The sequence below is a fragment of the Sphingomonas elodea ATCC 31461 genome (genome assembly GCF_000226955.1).
GTDB lineage: Bacteria > Pseudomonadota > Alphaproteobacteria > Sphingomonadales > Sphingomonadaceae > Sphingomonas > Sphingomonas elodea.
Window position 1 is genome coordinate 78144 of sequence record NZ_AGFU01000002.1, and the last position, 19578, is coordinate 97721.

Annotated in this window: 19 protein-coding genes and 1 tRNA gene; 10 read left to right on the plus strand and 10 right to left on the minus strand. The window is 67.8% G+C overall.

The window, feature by feature from the left end:
• Nucleotides 1-40: 40 nt before the first annotated feature.
• Nucleotides 41-466 (plus strand): protein tyrosine phosphatase family protein, encoded by a 426-nt coding sequence (locus KK7_RS0100760; protein ID WP_010542738.1) that lies wholly within the window; start codon nucleotides 41-43, stop codon nucleotides 464-466.
• Nucleotides 467-643: 177 nt separating this feature from the next.
• On the opposite strand, the gene KK7_RS0100765 is transcribed toward KK7_RS0100760, so the two are convergent.
• The 4 genes from KK7_RS0100765 to KK7_RS0100780 all read right to left on the minus strand — a co-directional run bounded on the left by KK7_RS0100765 (nucleotide 644) and on the right by KK7_RS0100780 (nucleotide 4068).
• Complete coding sequence (locus KK7_RS0100765) at nucleotides 644-2068, minus strand: ammonium transporter (protein ID WP_010542739.1); 1425 nt, start codon at nucleotides 2066-2068, stop codon at nucleotides 644-646.
• Between the two features lie 14 nt (nucleotides 2069-2082).
• Nucleotides 2083-2421: a P-II family nitrogen regulator gene (locus tag KK7_RS0100770; protein ID WP_010542740.1), complete on the minus strand. Its 339-nt coding sequence runs from the start codon at nucleotides 2419-2421 to the stop codon at nucleotides 2083-2085.
• A 145-nt stretch (nucleotides 2422-2566) separates the two neighbouring features.
• Nucleotides 2567-3175, minus strand: coding sequence for an LON peptidase substrate-binding domain-containing protein (locus KK7_RS0100775; protein WP_010542741.1), 609 nt, complete (start codon nucleotides 3173-3175; stop codon nucleotides 2567-2569).
• Entirely contained in the window at nucleotides 3172-4068 is an 897-nt protein-coding gene (locus tag KK7_RS0100780) for a tetratricopeptide repeat protein (RefSeq protein ID WP_010542742.1), read from the minus strand. The genes KK7_RS0100775 and KK7_RS0100780 overlap by 4 nt, the downstream gene beginning before the upstream one ends.
• Before the next feature lie 221 nt (nucleotides 4069-4289).
• Between KK7_RS0100780 and KK7_RS0100785 the strand changes: the two genes are divergently transcribed.
• The 6 genes from KK7_RS0100785 to nhaA all read left to right on the plus strand — a co-directional run bounded on the left by KK7_RS0100785 (nucleotide 4290) and on the right by nhaA (nucleotide 10930).
• Nucleotides 4290-4364, plus strand: a tRNA-Gly gene (locus KK7_RS0100785).
• Nucleotides 4365-4662: 298 nt separating this feature from the next.
• A complete protein-coding gene (locus KK7_RS0100790; protein WP_010542743.1) occupies nucleotides 4663-5466 on the plus strand; it encodes a DUF72 domain-containing protein in 804 nt (267 codons plus the stop codon).
• Between the two features lie 262 nt (nucleotides 5467-5728).
• Nucleotides 5729-6007, plus strand: a complete 279-nt coding sequence (locus tag KK7_RS0100800) for a FeoA family protein (RefSeq protein WP_010542744.1) — start codon at nucleotides 5729-5731, stop codon at nucleotides 6005-6007.
• Nucleotides 6004-7860 (plus strand): ferrous iron transporter B, encoded by a 1857-nt coding sequence (gene feoB / locus KK7_RS0100805; protein WP_010542745.1) that lies wholly within the window; start codon nucleotides 6004-6006, stop codon nucleotides 7858-7860. Before KK7_RS0100800 ends, feoB begins: the two co-directional genes overlap by 4 nt.
• Nucleotides 7861-7901: 41 nt before the next feature.
• Nucleotides 7902-9497 carry a lysine--tRNA ligase gene (locus KK7_RS0100810; RefSeq protein WP_010542746.1) on the plus strand — a complete coding sequence of 532 codons (1596 nt, stop codon included), beginning with the start codon at nucleotides 7902-7904 and terminating at the stop codon, nucleotides 9495-9497.
• 170 nt (nucleotides 9498-9667) lie between these two features.
• Nucleotides 9668-10930, plus strand: a complete 1263-nt coding sequence (gene nhaA, locus KK7_RS19840) for a Na+/H+ antiporter NhaA (protein WP_010542747.1) — start codon at nucleotides 9668-9670, stop codon at nucleotides 10928-10930.
• Here the strand turns inward: nhaA and KK7_RS0100820 are convergent.
• Nucleotides 10831-11949 (minus strand): MFS transporter, encoded by a 1119-nt coding sequence (locus KK7_RS0100820; RefSeq protein WP_051121185.1) that lies wholly within the window; start codon nucleotides 11947-11949, stop codon nucleotides 10831-10833. The two genes, nhaA and KK7_RS0100820, sit on opposite strands and share 100 nt — an antisense overlap.
• A gap of 141 nt (nucleotides 11950-12090) precedes the next feature.
• Nucleotides 12091-13158 carry an AI-2E family transporter gene (locus KK7_RS0100825; protein ID WP_237709105.1) on the minus strand — a complete coding sequence of 356 codons (1068 nt, stop codon included), beginning with the start codon at nucleotides 13156-13158 and terminating at the stop codon, nucleotides 12091-12093.
• A 115-nt stretch (nucleotides 13159-13273) separates the two neighbouring features.
• On the opposite strand from KK7_RS0100825, the gene KK7_RS0100830 reads away from it, so the two are divergent.
• The 3 genes from KK7_RS0100830 (at nucleotide 13274) to KK7_RS0100840 (ending at nucleotide 15206) form a co-directional block, all read left to right on the plus strand.
• Nucleotides 13274-13849 carry a sigma-70 family RNA polymerase sigma factor gene (locus KK7_RS0100830; protein ID WP_010542750.1) on the plus strand — a complete coding sequence of 192 codons (576 nt, stop codon included), beginning with the start codon at nucleotides 13274-13276 and terminating at the stop codon, nucleotides 13847-13849.
• Nucleotides 13842-14558, plus strand: a complete 717-nt coding sequence (locus KK7_RS0100835; protein ID WP_010542751.1) for an anti-sigma factor — start codon at nucleotides 13842-13844, stop codon at nucleotides 14556-14558. The genes KK7_RS0100830 and KK7_RS0100835 overlap by 8 nt, the downstream gene beginning before the upstream one ends.
• Nucleotides 14559-14642: 84 nt before the next feature.
• A complete protein-coding gene (locus tag KK7_RS0100840) occupies nucleotides 14643-15206 on the plus strand; it encodes a fasciclin domain-containing protein (protein ID WP_010542752.1) in 564 nt (187 codons plus the stop codon).
• Between the two features lie 81 nt (nucleotides 15207-15287).
• Here KK7_RS0100840 and KK7_RS0100845 read toward each other — a convergent pair whose 3' ends face one another.
• From KK7_RS0100845 to sucC, 4 genes are all read right to left on the minus strand, one after another.
• Nucleotides 15288-15950: a phytanoyl-CoA dioxygenase family protein gene (locus KK7_RS0100845; RefSeq protein ID WP_010542753.1), complete on the minus strand. Its 663-nt coding sequence runs from the start codon at nucleotides 15948-15950 to the stop codon at nucleotides 15288-15290.
• Nucleotides 15951-15957: 7 nt separating this feature from the next.
• Nucleotides 15958-16887: an electron transfer flavoprotein subunit alpha/FixB family protein gene (locus tag KK7_RS0100850; protein WP_010542754.1), complete on the minus strand. Its 930-nt coding sequence runs from the start codon at nucleotides 16885-16887 to the stop codon at nucleotides 15958-15960.
• Nucleotides 16887-17636, minus strand: coding sequence for an electron transfer flavoprotein subunit beta/FixA family protein (locus KK7_RS0100855; protein ID WP_010542755.1), 750 nt, complete (start codon nucleotides 17634-17636; stop codon nucleotides 16887-16889). Before KK7_RS0100855 ends, KK7_RS0100850 begins: the two co-directional genes overlap by 1 nt.
• A gap of 419 nt (nucleotides 17637-18055) precedes the next feature.
• The gene (gene sucC / locus KK7_RS0100860) at nucleotides 18056-19255 is read right to left on the minus strand and encodes an ADP-forming succinate--CoA ligase subunit beta (protein WP_010542756.1); all 1200 of its coding nucleotides are present in this window, start codon (nucleotides 19253-19255) and stop codon (nucleotides 18056-18058) included.
• Between the last annotated feature and the right edge of the window lie 323 nt (nucleotides 19256-19578).

Consider the following 19578-nt stretch of genomic DNA (forward strand, 5'->3'; position numbering starts at 1 on the left):
CGCGCTACAGCACGGCCGCAATTCAGAAGAAGGACCTGCCATGCCCAACAAGATCGACGACCGCATCTCGGTGGCGCCGCAGATCCGGCCCGAGGACGTGCCGGCGCTGGCGGCGGCGGGGTTCGTGCACATCATCAACAATCGCCCCGAGGGCGAGGAGTTCGGCCAGCCGACCGGCGCCGCAATCGCCGAGGCGGCCGAGGCGGCGGGGCTTGGCTATACCGCGATTCCGGTGACGCCGGGCGGCTTCTCGATGGCGCAGGTGGAGGCGATGGCCGAGGCGCTGGCGTCGGTCGAGGGCCCGGTGCTGGCGTACTGCCGTTCGGGCACGCGCTCCTGCAACCTCTGGGCACTGGCCGCCGCGCACAAGGGCGACGCGCCGGACGCGCTGGTCGAGAAGGGTGCGGGGGCGGGCTATGACCTGTCCGGCATCCGCCCGGCGCTGGAGCAGCTGGCGGGGAAGTAGGCTGGTTCGTTCGTCCCTCCCGCGCGCGGGAGGGGACCGCCTGCTGCGGCAGCGGCGATACGCCCGCGCCTCGACGCACAAAAAATGGGCTGGTGGTTACCCACCAGCCCAGTCGTCCGCAGGAGGAACCTCGGTGGGGCGCCGCGGGGAAGAGGACCCGCACGGCGCCCGATTTCGTCAGTAGTTGTAGGCGCGCTCGCCATGCTCGTTGATGTCGAGCCCTTCGACTTCGACTTCCTTCGAGGGGCGGATGCCCATGGTGAGCTTCAGGCCATAGAAGAGTGCGGCGGAAACCACGCCCGACCACACCAGGGTGATGCCCACGGCCTTCGCCTGGGTGAGCAGCTGGGTGGCGATGCTGTAGCTGGACGCGGCGACCGCCGGGAACTGGGTATAGTCGATCACGCCCTGGCCGCCGAGCGCCGGGTCCGCGACGATCGCGGTGCCGAGCGCACCGATGATGCCGCCGACGCAGTGGACGCCGAACACGTCAAGCGAGTCGTCGTACTTGAGCTTGTTCTTCACCGTGGTGACGAAGAAGAAGCAGATCGGCGAGACGACCAGACCCAGGACGATCGAGGTCATCGGCGCGGCATAGCCCGAGGCCGGGGTGATCGCGACGAGGCCGGCGACCGCACCGGTCACGCCACCCAGCAGCGACGGCTTCTTGTGCACGACCTGCTCGATCACCGCCCAGCTCACCGCCGCAGCGGCGGTGGCGACGAAGGTGTTGATGAAGGCGACCGCGGTCACGCCGTTCGATTCGAGGTTGGAACCGGCGTTGAAGCCGAACCAGCCCACCCACAGCAGCGAGGCGCCGATCATGGTCATGGTCAGCGAGTGCGGCGGCATCGGCTCGCTCTTGAAGCCCACACGCTTGCCGATCACGAGGCAGCCGACCAGGCCGGCAATGCCCGCATTGATATGGACGACGGTGCCGCCGGCGAAGTCGAGCGCGCCCAGGCCCCAGAGATAGCCATAGTCCGTCGGCGCATCGACGAGGAAGTCCGGGCCCGCCCAGTACCAGACCATGTGCGCGATCGGGAAATAGGCCAGCGTCATCCACAGCACGGTGAAGAGGATCAGGGGCGTGAATTTCACGCGCTCTGCAAAGGCGCCGACGATCAGCGCCGGCGTGATGCAGGCGAAGGTCATCTGGAAGCAGACGAACGCGAATTCAGGGATATAGACGTTGTTCGAGAAGGTCGCGGCATAGGTGCCGCTGCTCACCCCGACCAGGAACGCCTTGGACAGGCCGCCGAAGAAGTGGTTCTCGCCGCCCGACGTAAAGGCGATCGAATAGCCCCAGCAGCACCACACCAGCGCGGCGACCGAGACGATCATGAACACCTGCATCAGCACCGAGAGCATGTTCTTGGTGCGCACCAGGCCACCATAGAACAGCGCCAGCGCCGGCACCGACATCATCAGCACCAGGGCCGAGGAGATCAGCATCCAGGCGGTATCGCCCTTGTTCACCATCGTCGCCTGCTGGGCGACGGTGGGGGCCTTGATCATTGCGGTCTGCGCCCAGGCGGGCATCGCCGCGACGAACGCGGCCGCGCCGAGGCCAAGCCCGGCGGTCTTCCATCCTTGCTTCATTGCTACCCCCTTGCTCACAGCGCCGTCTCGTCGGTCTCGCCGGTGCGGATGCGCACGGCCTGGCCCATGTCGAGGACGAAGATCTTGCCGTCACCGATCGCGCCGGTGCTCGCCGCCGCCTGGATTGCCTCCACGGCGCGGTCGGCGAGATCGCTGCCCACGGCGACCTCGATCTTGATCTTCGGCACCATGTTCGTGCTGTACTCGGCGCCGCGATAGATCTCGGTCTGGCCCTTCTGGCGGCCGAACCCCTTCACTTCGGTCACGGTCATGCCCGTCACCCCGACGGTGGTGAGCGCCTCGCGCACCTCGTCGAGCTTGAAGGGTTTGATGATGGCGATGATGAGCTTCATGTCGCCCCCTCTGGCGGTTGTCCCACCGGACTAGTCAGCAAGAGGCGTGCCAAGTGGAACGCGCAGGGATGTTGCGCGTTTCGGGGGTCGAATTGTTACGAACTGGTGAATTTTGCGACGCCGGGGTGCCTGAAAAACAGGCAGATCACTGCAAGGTTGCGCGATCCTCGCCATGGCGTCCGAAGAACTGCATCAGCTGGACGATCAGTTCGGCGCGATCAACGAGCGTCGGCGCCTCGAGCAGCGCCTGCTTGGAAGCGGCGTCGAACGGCGCGATCTGGGCGATGCCGTTGACCAGCGCCTCGTCGTCGAGCCGCGTCACCGCCTCCCAATCGACCATATAGCCCAGCCCCTCGGCGAAGCGGCGGGATTCCATCTCGATCGAGGCGCGGCCGGCGAGCGACAGCGATTCGGATCCGCCCGTCACTTCCAGCGCGGCCTCGACCTGGCGGAAGGGGGTGCCCACCTCCAGTTCGCGCACGACGGTGAAGCGGCTCAGCCCCTCGAGCACGATGTTGAAGCGGCCGTCGTCCAGCGCCTCCACATTGGCGATGCGGCCGACGCAGCCGACATCGAACAGCGTCGGCGGATCGAGATCGTCGCGCGGCTGGATCATGCCGATGCGCCGATCCCGCGCGAGGGCCTCGGAGACCATCGCGCGGTAGCGCGGCTCGAAGATGTGGAGCGGCAGGTGCATGCGCGGAAACAGCAGCGCACCCGTCAGCGGAAATACCGAGAGCCGCGTCGTCTTCATCCGAACAGGATCTGCGAAAGCTTGCGACGCTGGGCGGCGACCCAGGGATCCTCCAGGCCGACCACCTCGAACAGCTTGAGCAGCCGCTGGCGGGCGGCGCCCTCGTTCCACGCCCGATCGTCGCGCACCATGGCGAGCAGCGTCTCGGCCGCCCCCTCGCGATCGCCCGCCGCCATCTGGCCGCCGGCGAGCTCGTAGCGCGCATCCATGTCCTCGGGATTCGCGGCCGCCCGTGCGGCGAGGCCGGCGAGATCGCCGACCGGCTGGGCTTCGCGGGCCAGGCTCAGCGCGGCGCGAGCGCGCTCCACCTCGGGCGCCTTGGCGGCATCGCCTTCGATCGAATCGAGCGCGGCCTGTGCATCGTCGTGCCGCCCCAAGGCGGTCAGCGCGCGGACGCGGCCAGCGATGACAGCGGCATGATCGGGCGCCATCTCGGCGATCTGGTCGAAGATCGAGAGCGCGCGTTCGGCATCGCCGTCGCCGAGCACCTGCTCGCCCATCGCGATCAGCGGCTCGAGTTCGGCCTCGGCCTCGGCTTCCTCGCCGCTGATCGGCAGCTGCCGAAGAATCTGGTCGAGCATCGTGCGCAGCTGCGATTCGGTGCGTGCGCTGGTCAGGTCGGCGACCAGCTGGCCCTGGAACATCGCATAGACCGTCGGGATCGAGCGGACCTGGAATTGGCTTGCGATGAAGTTGTTCTTGTCGACGTCGATCTTGGCCAGCATCACCCCCTTGGGGGCATATTCCGCCGACACCTTTTCGAGCACCGGGCCCAGCGCCTTGCACGGCCCGCACCATTCGGCCCAGAAATCGAGGATGACGAGCTTCGACATCGACGGTTCGACGACGTCCTTGCGGAAGGCGTCTACGGCCTGTTTGTCGGCGGGGCTCAAACCAAGCGTGGCCAAAATGCGCTCCTTAAGCGATCTGCGGGTGCCGGCACCTCTTATAGGGGCGCCTGGGCGGGTCCGCTCCTATTTGGGCGCTCGGGGGCAAACCGCCAAGCCTTTTCCAAAAAGTGCAAATTGGGGGTTGCGCACTGCAAAAGCCGCTGTTAGTTGGCGCGCCTCACCCGCCGAGAGCGCTTCGAACCGCTCCCGGCCACGACGCCAGAGCGGGCGTAGCTCAGGGGTAGAGCACAACCTTGCCAAGGTTGGGGTCGAGGGTTCGAATCCCTTCGCCCGCTCCAGTCGCCATCCAGCGACTGTATCGTCGATCTCGAGGCATCCGCCTTTTTCCTCCTTCCGACAAGCGGCAGCGCATTGCGCGCGTCGCGCCGTCCGCATCCTGTGCGCAAATCCCCTGCACGATCGTCTCAACCTCGCGCACCAGCGCCGAGATCGGCTCGGCCTCACACGGCCGGCCGCCACACACCGCCGCGAGTCCGTGATGCCGCCGGCGGCGGAGCCGAGGTTTCGCGGCAGGGGCGCACGGGATAGTAAGGCCATGGAACATGGCGAGTCGTGCCATCCATCCAGGAGAAGCCGATGTCTGAATCGCCTGCCCCCATCCGCGTCGGCATCGGCGGCTGGACCTTCGAGCCGTGGCGCGGGACCTTCTATCCCGACAAGCTGCCGCAGAAGCGCGAGCTGGAATATGCGGCGAACGCGCTCACCGCGATCGAGATCAACGGCACCTATTACTCCACCTTCAAGCCGGCGAGCTTCGCCGGCTGGGCGGCGGCTGCGCCGGAAGGCTTTGTCTATACGGTGAAGGGCTCGCGCTTCGTCACCAACCGCAAGGTGCTGGCCGAGGCGGGTGAATCGATCGCGCGTTTCTGCGGGCAGGGGCTGACCGAGCTGGGCGACAAGCTGGGCCCGATCTTCTGGCAGTTCATGGCGACCAAGAAGTTCGATGCCGCGGATTTCGGCGCCTTTCTCACGCTGCTGCCGGCCGAGCAGGACGGCGTGCCGCTGCGCCATGCCGTGCAGGTCCGGCACGAGAGCTTTCAGACGCCCGAGTTCGTCGCGCTGTGCCGTGCCGCCGGCGTGGGAATCGTCTTCGCCGATTCGCCGCAATATGCGGGCGTGGCGGATGTCAGCGGCGACTTCGTCTATGCACGGCTCGAGGCGGGCGAGGACGACAACCCCTTCTGCTACCCCGAAGCGGATCTGCCGCGCTGGGTGGAAGCGGCCAAGACCTGGGCGGCGGGCGGACAGCCGGAGGGGCTGCCGACGTTCGCGCCGGAGCCGGCGCCGGTGCGGCCGCGTGAAACATTCGTCTTCTTCATCCATGGCGGCAAGGTGCGCGCGCCTGCCGGTGCCCGGGCGTTCATCCGCCAACTCGGCTGAAGGTCGAACCCTTTGCGCTGCCGCTTCGTTGATCCGGGACAAGCCCAGGAGGCCCGCATGATTCACGATCCCGAACAGCAGACGCCGCAGGACGACGAAGCCGAAGCGATGGAAGAGGCCCAGAAGGACGCCGCCGAGGAACGCGAGGAAGAAGGCGGCTACCAATAAGCCGGGTGCCGCGCGGCGGATCCGTGTTCGCCGCGCGTCTCGGCCTCGTTTTCACGCTAGCATTCCGCCCAAGTAATTGATAATCACTCGCAGCATGAACGCCAGCGCTGCGATTCCCGTGCCCGTACGCCTTGCCCAGCTGCATCGCCATGCTCCCGGTACCGTTGCCGGCGTCGACTGGGACCAGCTTGCCGAACCGGAAGCGCGCCGACTTCGCGAACTGGGCCTGGATGAAGGGGTGGAGGTGGAACTGCTCCACCGTTCCGGACTGTTTGGCGGGCCGCTGGCCTGCCGGATCGGGCGGATGACCGTCGCGCTCCGTCGCCATGTCGCCGCCGCCATCCATGTGACGCCGCTGGCCAGGCAGGCATGAACACCACGCCGCTGGTTGCGTTGGTCGGCAATCCCAATGCCGGCAAGAGCGCGCTGTTCAACGCGCTGACCGGCGCCCGGCAGAAGGTCGGCAATTATCCCGGCGTCACCGTCGAGCGCCATTCGGGCCGCATGGCGCTCCCCGATGGCCGCCCGGTCGAGCTGATCGACCTGCCCGGCGCCTACAGCCTCGATCCCGGCAGTCCCGACGAGCAGGTGACCCGCGACGTGCTGCTCGGTCGCCAGCAGGGCGAGCGGCTGCCGGACGCGATCCTGACCGTGGTCGATGCGTCCAACCTCGACAATCATCTCCGCTTCACCCTCCAGCTGATCGCACTGGGCCTGCCGATCGTGGTGGCGCTCAACATGGTCGACCTGGCCGAGCGCGACGGACTGAAGCTCGATCCGGAGGCGCTCGAGCGCGAGCTCGGCGTCCCGGTGGTATCCACCGTCGCGGTGCGGCGCCGCGGGCTCGATGCGCTCAAGGAACGCATGGCCGAGATGGTGAAGGGCGTGACCAAGATCCGTCCCTCCCCGGGCGTGCAGCACGATATCGTCCTGCTCCAGCGCCGCGCGCGCCAGATCGCGACTGCGGTTACCGTCTCCGAGACTGCCGCGCGCCGCTGGACGCACCGGCTGGACGCGCTCTTCCTCCATCCCGTCGCCGGGCCGCTGATCCTGCTCGGCACGATGTTCCTGATGTTCCAGGCGGTATTCGCCTGGTCGCAGGTGCCGATCGGCTGGATCGAGGACGGGATGAAGTGGCTGGGCACCGAGGTGGGCACCGCGCTGCCCGACGGCGTGTTCCGCTCGCTGATCGTCGACGGGGTGATCGCCGGCGTCGGCGCCGTGATCGTCTTCCTGCCGCAGATCCTGATCCTGTTCGCCTTCATCCTGGTGCTGGAGGCGACCGGCTATATGGTCCGCGCCGCCTTCCTGATGGACCGGGTGATGGCGAGTGTGGGGCTGTCCGGCCGTGCCTTCATTCCGCTGCTCTCCAGCTTCGCCTGCGCGGTGCCGGGGATCATGGCGACGCGCACCATCTCCGACGAGAAGGACCGGCTGACCACCATCCTGATCGCGCCGTTGATGACCTGCTCGGCGCGGCTGCCGGTCTACACCATCATCATCGGCGCGCTGATCCCCGATCGCGCGGTGCTGCCGGGCATCGGCCTGCAGGGGCTGGTGCTGTTCGCGCTCTACCTTCTCGGCATCCTCGGCGCCTTCGTCGTTGCGCTGGTGCTGCGGCGGACGGTGACCAAGGGGGCGACCTCGGGCTTCATGATGGAAATGCCGAAATATCAGTGGCCGAGCGCGCGCGACGTGCTGCTCGGGCTCTGGCAGCGCGCGCTGATCTTCCTCAAGCGCGCCGGCACGATCATCCTCTACACCACGGTGATCCTCTGGGCGCTGCTCAGCTTCCCCAAGCCGCCCGAGGGCAGCACTGTCTCCAAGGTCGATTATTCGATCGCGGGCCGCATCGGCAGCGGGCTGGAGAAGATCGTCGCGCCGATCGGCTTCAACCGCGACATGGCGCTGGCGGTGATCCCGGCGATGGCCGCGCGCGAAGTGGCGGTGGCGGCGATCGGCACCGTCTATGCGGTCGACAATCCCGATGACGCAGCGGGGGAGGAGTCGATCCGCGAGCAGCTCCAGAAGCATTGGAGCCTGCCGAGCGCGCTCGCCTTCCTGATGTGGTTCGTGTTCGCGCCGCAGTGCATCTCGACCATCGCGGTGACGCGGCGCGAAACCAACGGGTGGAAGTGGCCCGCCTTCATGGTCGGCTATCTGTTCGCGCTCGCCTATGTCGCGGCCGGCATCACCTATTGGAGCGCGATCGGGCTGGGCCTCTAGCAATTGCATCCCGGCTGCGAAAACGGCAGAGGCAGGGGACTATGAGCACCGTATCCCCCGAACTCCGCGCAGCCGCGCTTGTCTCCAAGGCCTGGCCCTATGAAGAGGCGCGCAAGCTGCTCAAACGCTATCCCCAGATCGCAGAGGGTGGCGCGCCGGAGAAAGGCCATGTGCTGTTCGAGACCGGCTATGGCCCCTCGGGCCTGCCGCATATCGGCACGTTCAACGAAGTGCTGCGCACCACCATGGTCCGCCGCGCCTTCGAGAGCCTGTGCGACGTGCCCACCCGCCTGATCGCGTTCAGCGACGACATGGACGGCCTCCGCAAGGTGCCGGACAATGTGCCGAACCAGGACATGCTGCGCGAACATCTCGGCAAGCCGCTGACCCAGGTGCCCGATCCGTTCGAGAAGTACGAAAGCTTCGCGCACCACAACAATGCGCGGCTGCGCGAATTCCTCGACCAGTTCGGCTTCGAGTACGAGTTCGCCTCCTCCACCGACTATTACACCGGCGGCCGCTTCGACGCGGCGCTGAAGAAGGTGCTGCGCCATTATTCCGGCATCATGGACGTGATGCTGCCGACGCTCCGTGCCGAGCGCCAGGCGACCTATTCGCCCGTCCTACCGATCAGCCCGAAATCGGGCATCGTGCTCCAGGTGCCGGTCGAGGTGGTCGATGCCGAGGCCGGCCTGATCGCCTTCGAGGATGAGGGCGAGCGGATCGTCCAGTCGGTGCTCGGCGGCAAGGCCAAGCTCCAGTGGAAGGTCGACTGGGCGATGCGCTGGGTAGCACTCGACGTCGATTACGAGATGGCGGGCAAGGACCTGATCGATTCGGTCACCCAGTCGGGCAAGATCGCCCGCGTGCTCGGCGGCCGTCCGCCCGAGGGCTTCAACTACGAGATGTTCCTCGACGAGAAGGGCGAGAAGATCTCCAAGTCCAAGGGCAACGGCCTCAGCCTCGAACAGTGGCTGACCTATGGCCCCGAGGAGAGCATCGCCTTCTACGCCTATCGCGAGCCGAAAAAGGCCAAGCAGCTGCACCTGGGCGTGATCCCGCGCGCGATCGACGAGTACTGGCAGTTCCGCGGCAATTATGCCGGCCAGGCGGTCGAGCAGCGGCTGGGCAACCCGGTCCACCATATCCACAATGGCGAGCCGCCGGCGGAGACGCTGCCGGTAACCTTCGGGCTGCTGCTCAACCTGGTCGGCGTGATGGGCGAGGCGAGCAAGGCGCAGGTCTGGGGCTATCTGACGAATTATGTCCCCGATGCGAATCCGGAAACCTATCCGGCGCTCGACCGTCTGATCGGCTATGCGCTTGCCTATGCCCGCGATTTCGTTGCCCCGACGCTCAAGAAGCGCGCGCCCGCGGGCGTGGAGATCGAGGCGCTCCGGCGGCTCGACGCCGAGCTCGCGGCTCTGCCGGCGGATGCGACGGCAGAGGCGATCCAGGACCAGGTGTACGAGATCGGCAAGACCGGCGGCTTCGAGAATCTGCGCGACTGGTTCAAGGCGCTGTACGAGACGCTGCTCGGCTCCGAGCAGGGGCCGCGCATGGGCAGCTTCATCGCGCTGTACGGCATCGATAATAGCCGCAAGCTGATCGCGGAGGCGCTGGCCAAGGTGGCCTAAGGGGCGGGCGGGAAACCTCTACCCCGTCATCCCGGCGAAAGCCGGGATCCATTCGCTTCTCCGTTCAAGCAAGAGCCGAGTCGTAGAGGGCAATGGATCCCGGCTTTCGCCGGGATGACGTAGATGGAGAACGTGGAATCGCGTTCTCGATGCCAATGAGGGAGAAGACCATGCGACGCAGGATCCGGAATATCCGTTCGGCGACGCGCGCCTTCCTCCATGGCGAGGCGGCGGGGGGAATCGCCCTGATCGCCGCCGCGGCGCTGGCGATGCTCGCGGCGAACCTGCCCGGCGTCTCCGAGACCTATTTCCACACGCTGCATCGGGAAACCGGGCCGGTGATCGCCCCGATATACGGGCCGATGACCGTGCATCTGTGGATCAACGACGGGCTGATGGCGGTGTTCTTCCTGCTCGTCGGGCTGGAGATCAAGCGCGAGTTCGTCGACGGCCGGCTGGCGAGCTGGGAACGCCGCCGCCTGCCGGTGATCGCCGCCGCCGCCGGCATGGCGGTGCCGGCGCTGATCTACCTGCTGATCGCCGGGCGCACGCCGGGCGTGGCCGCGGGCTGGGCGATCCCCGCCGCCACCGACATCGCCTTCGCGATCGGTGTGCTGGCCATCCTGGGCAGCCGCGCGCCGGCCGCGCTCAAGCTGTTCCTGACGACGGTGGCGATCGTCGACGACATGGGTGCGGTGGCGATCATCGCGGTCGCGTACACCGCGCATATCGACCTGCTGGCGCTGGGCGGCGCGGGCGTGGTGCTGGGCGCGATGATCGCCTGCAACCGGCTGGGGGTGCGCAACCTCGCCGTCTATCTCGCGTTGGCGGTGGTGCTGTGGGCGCTGGTGTTCCAGTCCGGTGTGCATGCCACCATCGCGGGCGTGGCCGCGGCGATGACCATCCCGCTGGTAAAGTCGCCGGCCGCGCCCGATGCGGTGGATTCGCCGCTCCACAAGCTGGAGCATGCGCTGCACCCCTGGTCGGCGTTCCTGATCGTGCCGCTGTTCGGCTTCGCCAATGCCGGGGTGTCGTTCGAGGGGCTGTCGCCGTCGATCCTGCTGGAGCCGCTGCCACTGGGTATCGCCGCGGGCCTGTTCCTCGGCAAGCAGCTCGGCATCTTCGGCAGCATCTGGCTGGCGGTGAAGACCGGCATCGCCAAGCGGCCGGGCAATGCCGGCTGGCGGCAGATCTACGGCGTCTCGCTGCTCGCCGGCATCGGCTTCACGATGAGCCTGTTCATCGGCGGCCTCGCCTTTCCCGGCAACGAACTGCTGGTCGACGAGGTGAAGATCGGCGTGCTGGTCGGTTCGATCGTGTCGGCGGTGGCGGGTTACGCGGTCCTGCGGTCCGCCAGCACGGCCAGCCCCAGGATCGCCAAGCCGCCCAGCGCCAGCAGCGCGCCGACCCAGCCGGTCGACGTCCAGCCGTAACCGGCGGCGATCGCCAGGCCGCCCAGCCAGGGGCCGAGCGCGTTGGCGGTGTTGAACGCCGAGTGGTTGAGCGCGGCGGCCAGCGCCTGCGCGTCGCCCGCCACGTCCATCAGCCGGGTCTGCAATACCGGGCCCAGCGCGCCGGCAAAGCCGATCGCGAACACGTCGATCGAAACCCAAAGCAGCGAATGCGCCGCCAGCGGATAGAGCGCGAGCGCGGCGGCGCTGGCGATCAGCAGCGCCGCCCCGGTCGGCATCAGCGCGCGATCGGCGAAGCGGGGCACCACGATGTTGCCCGCGATCATTCCCATGCCGAAGATCGCCAGCACCAGCGGCACCGCCCAGGGCGGGGTGCCGGTGACGTGCATCAGCGTCGAGGCGACATAGGTATAGACGCAGAAAAGCCCGCCAAAGCCGATCGCGCTGACGCCCAGCGTCAGCCACACCTGGCCGTTCGCCAGCGCGCTGAGCTCGCGCAGGGGACTGGCGCCCTGCTCGGGCTTGTCCCTGGGGGCCAGCCAGACGACCAGCGCCACCGTGAGCAGCGCCAGCGCCGCGACCACCGCAAAGCCCCAGCGCCAGCCGACCGCCTGGCCCAGCCAGTTGGCCGCCGGCACGCCCAGCACGGTGGAGACCGCGAGACCCAGCATCACGCGGCCGACCGCCTGCGAGCGCTGGCCGGTGGGCACCAGCGACGCCGCCACGAGCGCCGCGATGCCGAAATAGGCGCCGTGGGGCAGGCCGCTGAGGAACCGGAACAGCAGCATCCAGTGATAGGTGGGGGCCAGCGCGCTCAGCGCATTGAACAGCGCGAAACTTGCCATCAGCGCGATCAGCAGCGTGCGCCGCGACCATTTCGCCGCCGCCACCGCCAGCAGCGGGGCACCCACCACCACGCCCAGCGCATAGGCGCTGATCACATGGCCGGCGGTGGGTTCGTCGATGCCGAGCCCCCTGGAGAAATAGGGGACGAGGCTCATCGTCGCGAATTCGGTGGTACCGATCGCGAACCCGCCCATGGCGAGCGCGAAATGGACCAGCCCGGGCGAGCGGGCGGCGGAACGGGGGAGGGGGGCGTGCACGCAGCGCAAATGGGTTTGCTGCAGTGCAGCGTCAACATCGCTTGGTTGCAACCGCCACTGTGCCGCCTGCAAGCGCCATCAGGGAATTGCGGGTTCCGCCTGCTTGGGCCGGTCCAGGATCCGGGTGAACACCGCCTGTCCCAGCGCGGCGACGAGCGGGCCGATCAGCAGCCCGTCGAACCCGAACGCCTCGACACCGCCGAGGGTGGAGAGCAGCACGATGAAATCGGGCATCTTCGTCTCCGAGCCGATCAGCATCGGCCGCAGGATGTTGTCGACCATGCCGATCACGAACAGGCCGCACAGGACGAGGATGACGCCCTGGACCGCCTGGCCGGTGGCGAACAGGTAGAGCGACACCGGCACCCAGACGAGACCCGTTCCGACCGCCGGCAGCAGCGCGGCGACCGCCATGACGATGCCGAGCAGCAGCCAGCTCTGCACGCCGAGCAGCGCCAGCACGACCGCGCCGACCGCGCCCTGCGCCAGCGCGACGAGGATGCCGCCTTTCACCGTCGCGCGCACGACGGTGACGAAGGTGGACCCGATCAGCGCCTGATATCCCGCATCGATCGGCGCCAGCACGGCGAAGCGCCGGGCGATCTTCTCGCCGTCGCGCAGGAAGAAGAAGCCGAGATAGAGGATCACGGTGAGCGACAGCAGCAGGTTCAGCACCCCGCCGCCCAGCGCCAGCGCCTGGTTCGCGAAACCGGGGATGCCGCGGCCCAGGGCCGCCACCAGCTTCGACTGGATCGTTTCGAAATCACCCAGCCCGGCGCGCGCGAGCAGGCCGCGGATGCTTTCGGGCAGGTGTGCGACGGTGGTTTCCAGCGATGCGGCGGGGTTGAAGCGACCGCTCGTCAGGCTCTGCGTCAGCGCGGTCACCTGGTCGATCGCGACCACGATCAGCAGCGCCATCGGCAGCATCAGCGTGACCGACATCGCGGCGAGGGCGATCAACGCCGCGCGATTTTCCTGCCCCGGATGGCGGCGAAGATACCAGCGCTTGACCGGCAGGAAAAGCAAGGTGCCGACGATGCTCCACAGGATCTCGTCGAGAAAGGGCAGGAAGACGCGCAGGCACAGCACCGCCAGCCCCACCGCTACCGCCGGCAGCGCCATCGATCGTACCCAGTTCGTCGTCACCGCCTTGCTCCCCTCGTCCGCAGCGTCGGCTCCGGCCTAGCGGGCGCGCTACCCCTTCGTCCAGCGGCTGCCCGCCGGCTTGCCCCGGCCGGATTTGCCGTTACACCTGCGCGGCGTGTCTTCTCCGCTCCCCATCGTCGGCGACCGCGCGCGCGAACGGCTCGTCCAGGCGCTTTCGGCCGTGGCGGGCGGGGACCGCAGGGCGCTGAAAACCGTCTATGATCTGACAGCGGCGAAGCTGATGGGCGTCTGTCTCCGTATCTGCCAGGACCGCGAGGCCGCAGAGGATGTGATGCAGGACGTGTATCTGAAGGTGTGGGACCGGGCAGGGCGCTTCGATGCGTCGCGCGCGAGCCCTATCACCTGGCTGTGCACGATCGCCCGCAATACCGCGATCGACTGGCGCCGCGCCCGCGGGCTGGGCGAGACCGCGCCGGTCGAGGCGGCGTTCGAGCTGCCCGATGGCCGTCCCTCGGCGGATGCCCTGCTGGAGGCGGGCGAGACGCGGGCGCGGATCTTCGAGTGCCTCGAGGCGCTCGAGGAAAAGCCGCGCGGGGCGATCCGCGCCGCCTTCTTCCAGGGGCGCACCTATCCCGAACTTGCCGCCGACGCGGCGGTCCCGCTGGGCACGATGAAGAGCTGGATCCGGCGCGGGCTGCTGCAATTGCGGGGGTGCCTCGGCGATGGCTGAGCCGCTCTGTCCCGACGAAGAGGACATCGCGCTGGCGGCCGAGCTGGCATTGGGGCTGCTCGACGGCGCCGAACTGGCCGCTGCCCGTCGCCGCCAATTGGCGGACCCTGGCTTTGCGGCCGAAGTCGAGCGCTGGGCGCTCGACCTCGGGCCGCTCGCGCTCGGCGCAGTCGACGTGCCCGCACCCACCGGGTTGTGGCAGCGGATCGACGCGCGTCTGCCGGCGGGCGATCCCGGCGTCGTGGTGACGCTGCGGCGCTGGCGCGCAACCGCGATCGCCGCCAGCGCGGCGGCGGCGGTGCTGCTCGCGATTCTGCTGTTGCGGCCGGTGCCGATCCCGGTGGTGCTGCCGCCGGAGCCGGGCGTGACCGCGCCGCAGCCGGTGGCGATCGCGCAGATTACCGGTACCGAGGGGGCAGCCTTCGTCGCGCGCTATGATGCGGGGCAGGGGATGCTCCATGTCCGGACCGACAGCATGCCGGCCAGCCGTCGCGCGCCCGAACTGTGGGTGATTCCTGCGGGCGGCAAGCCCGTGTCGCTGGGGCTGGTCGCCGTTCGCGGCGGGCGGGACATGGCGGTGGCCCCGGCCAACCGCGCCCTGATGGCGGAAGGCGCCACGCTCGCGGTCACGATGGAGGATGCGGCCACCGCACCCCATGCGGGCCCCAGCGGGCCGCCGGTCGCGGCAGGAAAAATCACGATTCTTTAAGGCCGGCCGCATCCGGGGCACCTTTCGCCCCGTAGCTCCGTCGCGTCTCCGCAAGAGGGGTGCGTAGCAAGAGGAAGCTAGAAGATGCGCAAGTCCCGTCTCGCCTCGGTTACCGGAATCGTCGGTGCCGCGCTGCTCGCCACCGGCGCGGTTGCCGCCGTGCAGAAGTTTCCGATGGTCGGCGGTGCCGCCATGTATCCGACGAAGAACATCGTCGAGAACGCGGTGCATTCGAAGGATCATACCACGCTGGTTGCCGCCGTGAAGGCCGCCGGGCTGGTCGACACGCTCTCGGGCACGGGGCCGTTTACCGTCTTCGCGCCGACCAACGCCGCCTTTGCCAAGCTGCCCGCCGGCACCGTCGACACGCTGGTGAAGCCGGAGAACAAGGCGACGCTCACCAAGATCCTCACCTATCACGTCGTCGCCGGCAAGCTGAGCGCGGCGCAGATCGCAGCCAATGCCAAGGCGCATGGCGGCAAGGCGACGCTCACCACCGTGCAGGGGGAGCCGATCACCATCATGAAGGGCCCCAAGGGCGGCTGGATGATCCAGGATGCCAAGGGCGGCAAGGCGAAGATCACGATCGCCGACGTCAACCAGTCCAACGGCGTGATTCACGTGATCGACAGCGTCCTCATGCCCTGACGCCGTCGATAGGCCTCGCGCTATCCCCATTGGGCGAGGCCTGGCCCGCCGGCGACCCTCCTTGCCGGCGGGCCTTTCCTTTCAGAGGCCCAGCCATTCCAGACCCGCCGGCAGCACGGCGCCGGTAAAATCGACCTGCAGCACGCGGCGATGCCCCTTCGCGTCGCTCGCCGCCGAGGCATGCAGGATGGGGGTGCTGTACATCCAGATATCGCCCGCATCCGCCAGACATGCAGCCGTCCCGCAGCGCGCGACGGCAGCGGCGATCCCGGCTTCCGGCACGCGCCCCAGCCGGTGCGAGCCGGGGGCGATCAGCAGCGGTGCATTGTCCGCCGGCACCGCATCGAGGTGGATGCGCAGCGTGACCATCGCCTCGAACAGCGCGAAGGGCGGCTCGACATGGCGCAGCCCCTGCTTGGTCGACCAGGGGCCATAGCCGGGCACGTCCACCCGCTCCCGCACGGCAATGGTGCGGTCCTGGTGCCAGCCGAGCGCCCAGTTGGTCGCGGCGCTCTTGTCGAACAATATGGCACGCACCGGCCGGGCGGCGGGGCCCAGCCGCTCGGCGGGCGCAGCCCCAAGCGCGTCGGCCGCCAGCAACTCGGCCAGCCCCTCCACTCCGTGCAGCCGCAGCCCGGCCTTGTCCGCCGGCAGCGCCGCGACCAGCGCGCGCAGGCGGTCAAGAAAAGGGGCGGCCGCACCGGCAAGGTGCGCCGCCCCATCGCGTTCGAGATCGAGCGTCACGCGGGGCTCAGAGCTTTTCCGTCAGCTCCGGGACGACGGTGAACAGGTCGCCGACCAGGCCGATGTCCGCCACCTGGAAGATGGGGGCGTCCTCGTCCTTGTTGATCGCGACGATCGTCTTCGAATCCTTCATGCCGGCGAGGTGCTGGATCGCACCCGAAATGCCGACCGCGACATAGACCTGCGGCGCCACGATCTTGCCGGTCTGGCCGACCTGATAGTCGTTCGGCGCATAGCCCGCATCGACCGCCGCGCGGCTGGCGCCGACCGCGGCGCCGAGCTTGTCGGCCAGCGGATCGATCAGCGCGTGGAACTGCTCCTGCGAGCCGAGCGCGCGGCCGCCCGAGACGATCACCTTGGCGCTGGTCAGCTCCGGACGCTCCGAGGCGGCGATCTCGGCGCCGACGAAGGTCGAGAGACCCGTGTCGCCCGCAACTGCGACGGCTTCCACCGTGCCGCTGCCGCCGGTCGCCGCCGCCTTGTCGAACGCGGTGCCGCGCACGGTGAGGACCAGCTTCTTGTCGCTGGTCTGCACGGTGGCGATCGCGTTGCCGGCATAGATCGGCCGGGTGAAGGTGTCCGCACCCTCGACCGAGAGGATGTCCGAGATCTGCATCACGTCGAGCGCGGCGGCGACGCGCGGCGCAACGTTCTTGCCCGTGGTGGTCGCCGGGAACAGCACCGCGTCATGATCGCCCATCAGCTGGACGATCAGCGGCGCGACATTCTCGGCGAGGAAATGCGCGTACGCCGCGTCGTCGGCGACATGGACCTTGCCGACGCCGGCGATCTGCGCTGCGGCCTCCGCCACGCCCGAAACGCCCTTGCCGGCGACCAGCAGATGCACCTCACCCAGCTTCGCAGCGGCGGTGAAGGTGGAGAGCGTCGCGTCCTTGACGCTCTGATTGTCGTGTTCGACCCAAACCAGCGTCTTCATCACGCGACTCCCATGCCCTTGAGCTTCTCGACCAGCTCGTCGACCGAGCCCACCTTGATGCCGGCCTGGCGCTTGGCCGGCTCGACCACCTTCAGCGTCGTGAGGCGCGGGGTGATGTCGACGCCGTACTCCGCCACGGTCTTCTTCGCGACCGGCTTGGTCTTCGCCTTCATGATGTTCGGCAGCGTCGCATAGCGCGGCTCGTTGAGGCGGAGATCGGTGGTGACGATCGCCGGCAGCTTGAGGTCAACGGTCTCCAGCCCGCCGTCGATCTCGCGCGTCACATGCACGCGGTCCCCGGCGATCTCGACCTTCGAGGCGAAGGTGCCCTGCGCCCAGCCGAGCAGCGCCGCCAGCATTTGGCCGGTCTGGTTCGAATCGTCGTCGATCGCCTGCTTGCCGAGGATGATCAGGCCGGGCTGCTCCTCTTCCGCCACCTTGGCGAGCAGCTTGGCCACCGCCAGCGGCTCCACCGTCTCGTCGGTCTGGATCAGGATGCCGCGATCGGCGCCCATGGCGCGCGCGGTGAGCAGCACATCGGTTTCCGCCTTGGCGACCCCGATGGTGACGACGACGATCTCGGTCGCCGCGCCCTTTTCCTTGAGCCGGACCGCTTCCTCGATCGCGATCTCGTCGAAGGGGTTCATGCTCATCTTGACGTTCGCCAGATCGACGCCCGTCCCGTCCGCTTTGACGCGGGGCTTCACGTTGTAATCAAGCACGCGCTTGACCGGTACCAAGACCTTCATCGCATCCTTCCTGTCTGCCAGGGCTATCCCCTGAACAAGTGGGTTACGTTTACGCGAACGTCAACCGCTCGCAAGCGATTCGGCGTACGCATGGATCAGCGTGCCGAAGGATTCCGGGGGTGGAAATTTTGGATAGCTGACCGAAATGCCAGTAGCGGGCGCGGGAACGGTCAAGCCTGCAATTCCTCCCCGGTACGGGGAGGGGGACAGCCGCCGAAGGCGGTGGGGGAGGGGTCGCGCCGACAGGCGCGGAAAGGGTGGAGATCGCAGGGACACCGCCGCTAGCGCGGCGGCCCCTCCACCACGCTGCTGCGCAGCGCGGTCCCCCTCCCCGTTCCGGGGAGGAATGATCTGCGCCGCCAGCGTACCCCGATGGCAGCCGCCCTCGACCGACGAATCCGTCGGGGCGGCCGTGTCGCTCACGCGACCTTCTTCACCTCCGCCACGATCTTCTGGGCGGCATCGCCCAGGTCGTTGGCGGCGACGATCGGCAGGCCGGAATTGGCCAGGATGTCCTTGCCCTGCTGGACGTTGGTGCCTTCGAGGCGGACGACCAGCGGCACCGCGAGGTTCACTTCTTTGGCAGCCGCAACGATGCCTTCCGCGATGATGTCGCAGCGCATGATGCCGCCGAAGATGTTGACCAGGATGCCCTTCACGGCGGGATCGCTCAGGATGATCTTGAACGCCGCGGTGACCTTCTCCTTGTTCGCGCCGCCGCCGACGTCGAGGAAGTTGGCCGGGAACATGCCGTTCAGCTTGATGATGTCCATCGTGGCCATCGCCAGGCCGGCGCCGTTGACCATGCAGCCGATGTCGCCGTCGAGCTTGATATAGGCGAGGTCATACTTCGACGCCTCGAGCTCCATCGGATCCTCTTCGGTCTCGTCGCGCAGCTCGAGCAGGTCCTTGTGGCGGAACAGCGAGTTCGAGTCGAAACCGACCTTGGCGTCGAGCACCAGCAGCTTGTTGTCGTCGGTGACGGCGAGCGGGTTGATCTCGATCTGCGAGGCGTCGGTGCCGAGGAAGGCGTCATACACCTTGCCGGCCAGGCTCTGCGCCTGCTTGGCGAGATCGCCCTCGAGGCCGAGCGCATTGGCGACGGCGCGGCCATGGTGCGGCATGAAGCCGGTCGCGGGATCGACGTCGAAGGTGTGGATCTTTTCCGGCGTGTCGTGCGCGACGGTTTCGATGTCCATGCCGCCTTCGGTCGAGACGACGAAGGCGACTCGGCCGGTGGCGCGATCGACCAGCAGCGCGAGGTAGAATTCCTTGGCGATGTCGACGCCGTCGGTGACATACAGGCGGTTGACCTGCTTGCCGGCGGCGCCGGTCTGGATCGTCACCAGCGTGTTGCCGAGCATCTCGGTCGCGGCGTGGCGGACCTCGTCCTCGGTCTTGGCGAGGCGGACGCCGCCCTTGGCTTCGGCCGGCAGTTCCTTGAACTTGCCCTTGCCGCGGCCGCCGGCATGGATCTGCGCCTTCACGACATAGAGCGGCCCAGGCAGCTTCTTCGAGGCTTCGACGGCCTCTTCGACGCTCATCGCGGCAAAGCCGGCGGGCACGGGCACGCCAAACTTCGCGAGCAGTTCCTTGGCCTGATATTCGTGGATGTTCATGGGAGCAGTCCGCCTTTTCAAGGGAACGGGGAAATGGATCGCGCGGGGCTAAAGCACAGCGCGCGCGCGAAATCCACCCTTTTAGGGTTTAATGAGATTGCGAATGATTTGCAACACTGCGCGGTATACGGATGGAGCGCGAACCTTTACGGCCGGCGTGCTTACCATCCGGTGAAGCGGGGAGGAGGCCGCACCCTCTCCAGACCCAATGGTCATTCCCGCCAAGGCGGGAATTCATTTGCCACGCCGCTGGGGACAGGAACCGCGGCTTCAGCGCCAATGGATCCCTGCCTTCGCCGGGATGACGGTGGGTGGTGAGGATG

Excerpts from the sequence above, each read along its gene's own strand:
- KK7_RS0100760 (WP_010542738.1), top strand. The coding sequence starts at position 41 with ATGCCCAACAAGATCGACGACCGCATCTCGGTGGCGCCGCAGATCCGG.
- KK7_RS0100765 (WP_010542739.1), bottom strand. The coding sequence starts at position 2,068 with ATGAAGCAAGGATGGAAGACCGCCGGGCTTGGCCTCGGCGCGGCCGCG.
- KK7_RS0100770 (WP_010542740.1), bottom strand. The coding sequence starts at position 2,421 with ATGAAGCTCATCATCGCCATCATCAAACCCTTCAAGCTCGACGAGGTG.
- KK7_RS0100775 (WP_010542741.1), bottom strand. The coding sequence starts at position 3,175 with ATGAAGACGACGCGGCTCTCGGTATTTCCGCTGACGGGTGCGCTGCTG.
- KK7_RS0100790 (WP_010542743.1), top strand. The coding sequence starts at position 4,663 with ATGTCTGAATCGCCTGCCCCCATCCGCGTCGGCATCGGCGGCTGGACC.
- KK7_RS0100800 (WP_010542744.1), top strand. The coding sequence starts at position 5,729 with ATGAACGCCAGCGCTGCGATTCCCGTGCCCGTACGCCTTGCCCAGCTG.
- feoB (WP_010542745.1), top strand. The coding sequence starts at position 6,004 with ATGAACACCACGCCGCTGGTTGCGTTGGTCGGCAATCCCAATGCCGGC.
- KK7_RS0100810 (WP_010542746.1), top strand. The coding sequence starts at position 7,902 with ATGAGCACCGTATCCCCCGAACTCCGCGCAGCCGCGCTTGTCTCCAAG.
- nhaA (WP_010542747.1), top strand. The coding sequence starts at position 9,668 with ATGCGACGCAGGATCCGGAATATCCGTTCGGCGACGCGCGCCTTCCTC.
- KK7_RS0100820 (WP_051121185.1), bottom strand. The coding sequence starts at position 11,949 with ATGGGCGGGTTCGCGATCGGTACCACCGAATTCGCGACGATGAGCCTC.
- KK7_RS0100835 (WP_010542751.1), top strand. The coding sequence starts at position 13,842 with ATGGCTGAGCCGCTCTGTCCCGACGAAGAGGACATCGCGCTGGCGGCC.
- KK7_RS0100840 (WP_010542752.1), top strand. The coding sequence starts at position 14,643 with ATGCGCAAGTCCCGTCTCGCCTCGGTTACCGGAATCGTCGGTGCCGCG.
- KK7_RS0100850 (WP_010542754.1), bottom strand. The coding sequence starts at position 16,887 with ATGAAGACGCTGGTTTGGGTCGAACACGACAATCAGAGCGTCAAGGAC.
- KK7_RS0100855 (WP_010542755.1), bottom strand. The coding sequence starts at position 17,636 with ATGAAGGTCTTGGTACCGGTCAAGCGCGTGCTTGATTACAACGTGAAG.
- sucC (WP_010542756.1), bottom strand. The coding sequence starts at position 19,255 with ATGAACATCCACGAATATCAGGCCAAGGAACTGCTCGCGAAGTTTGGC.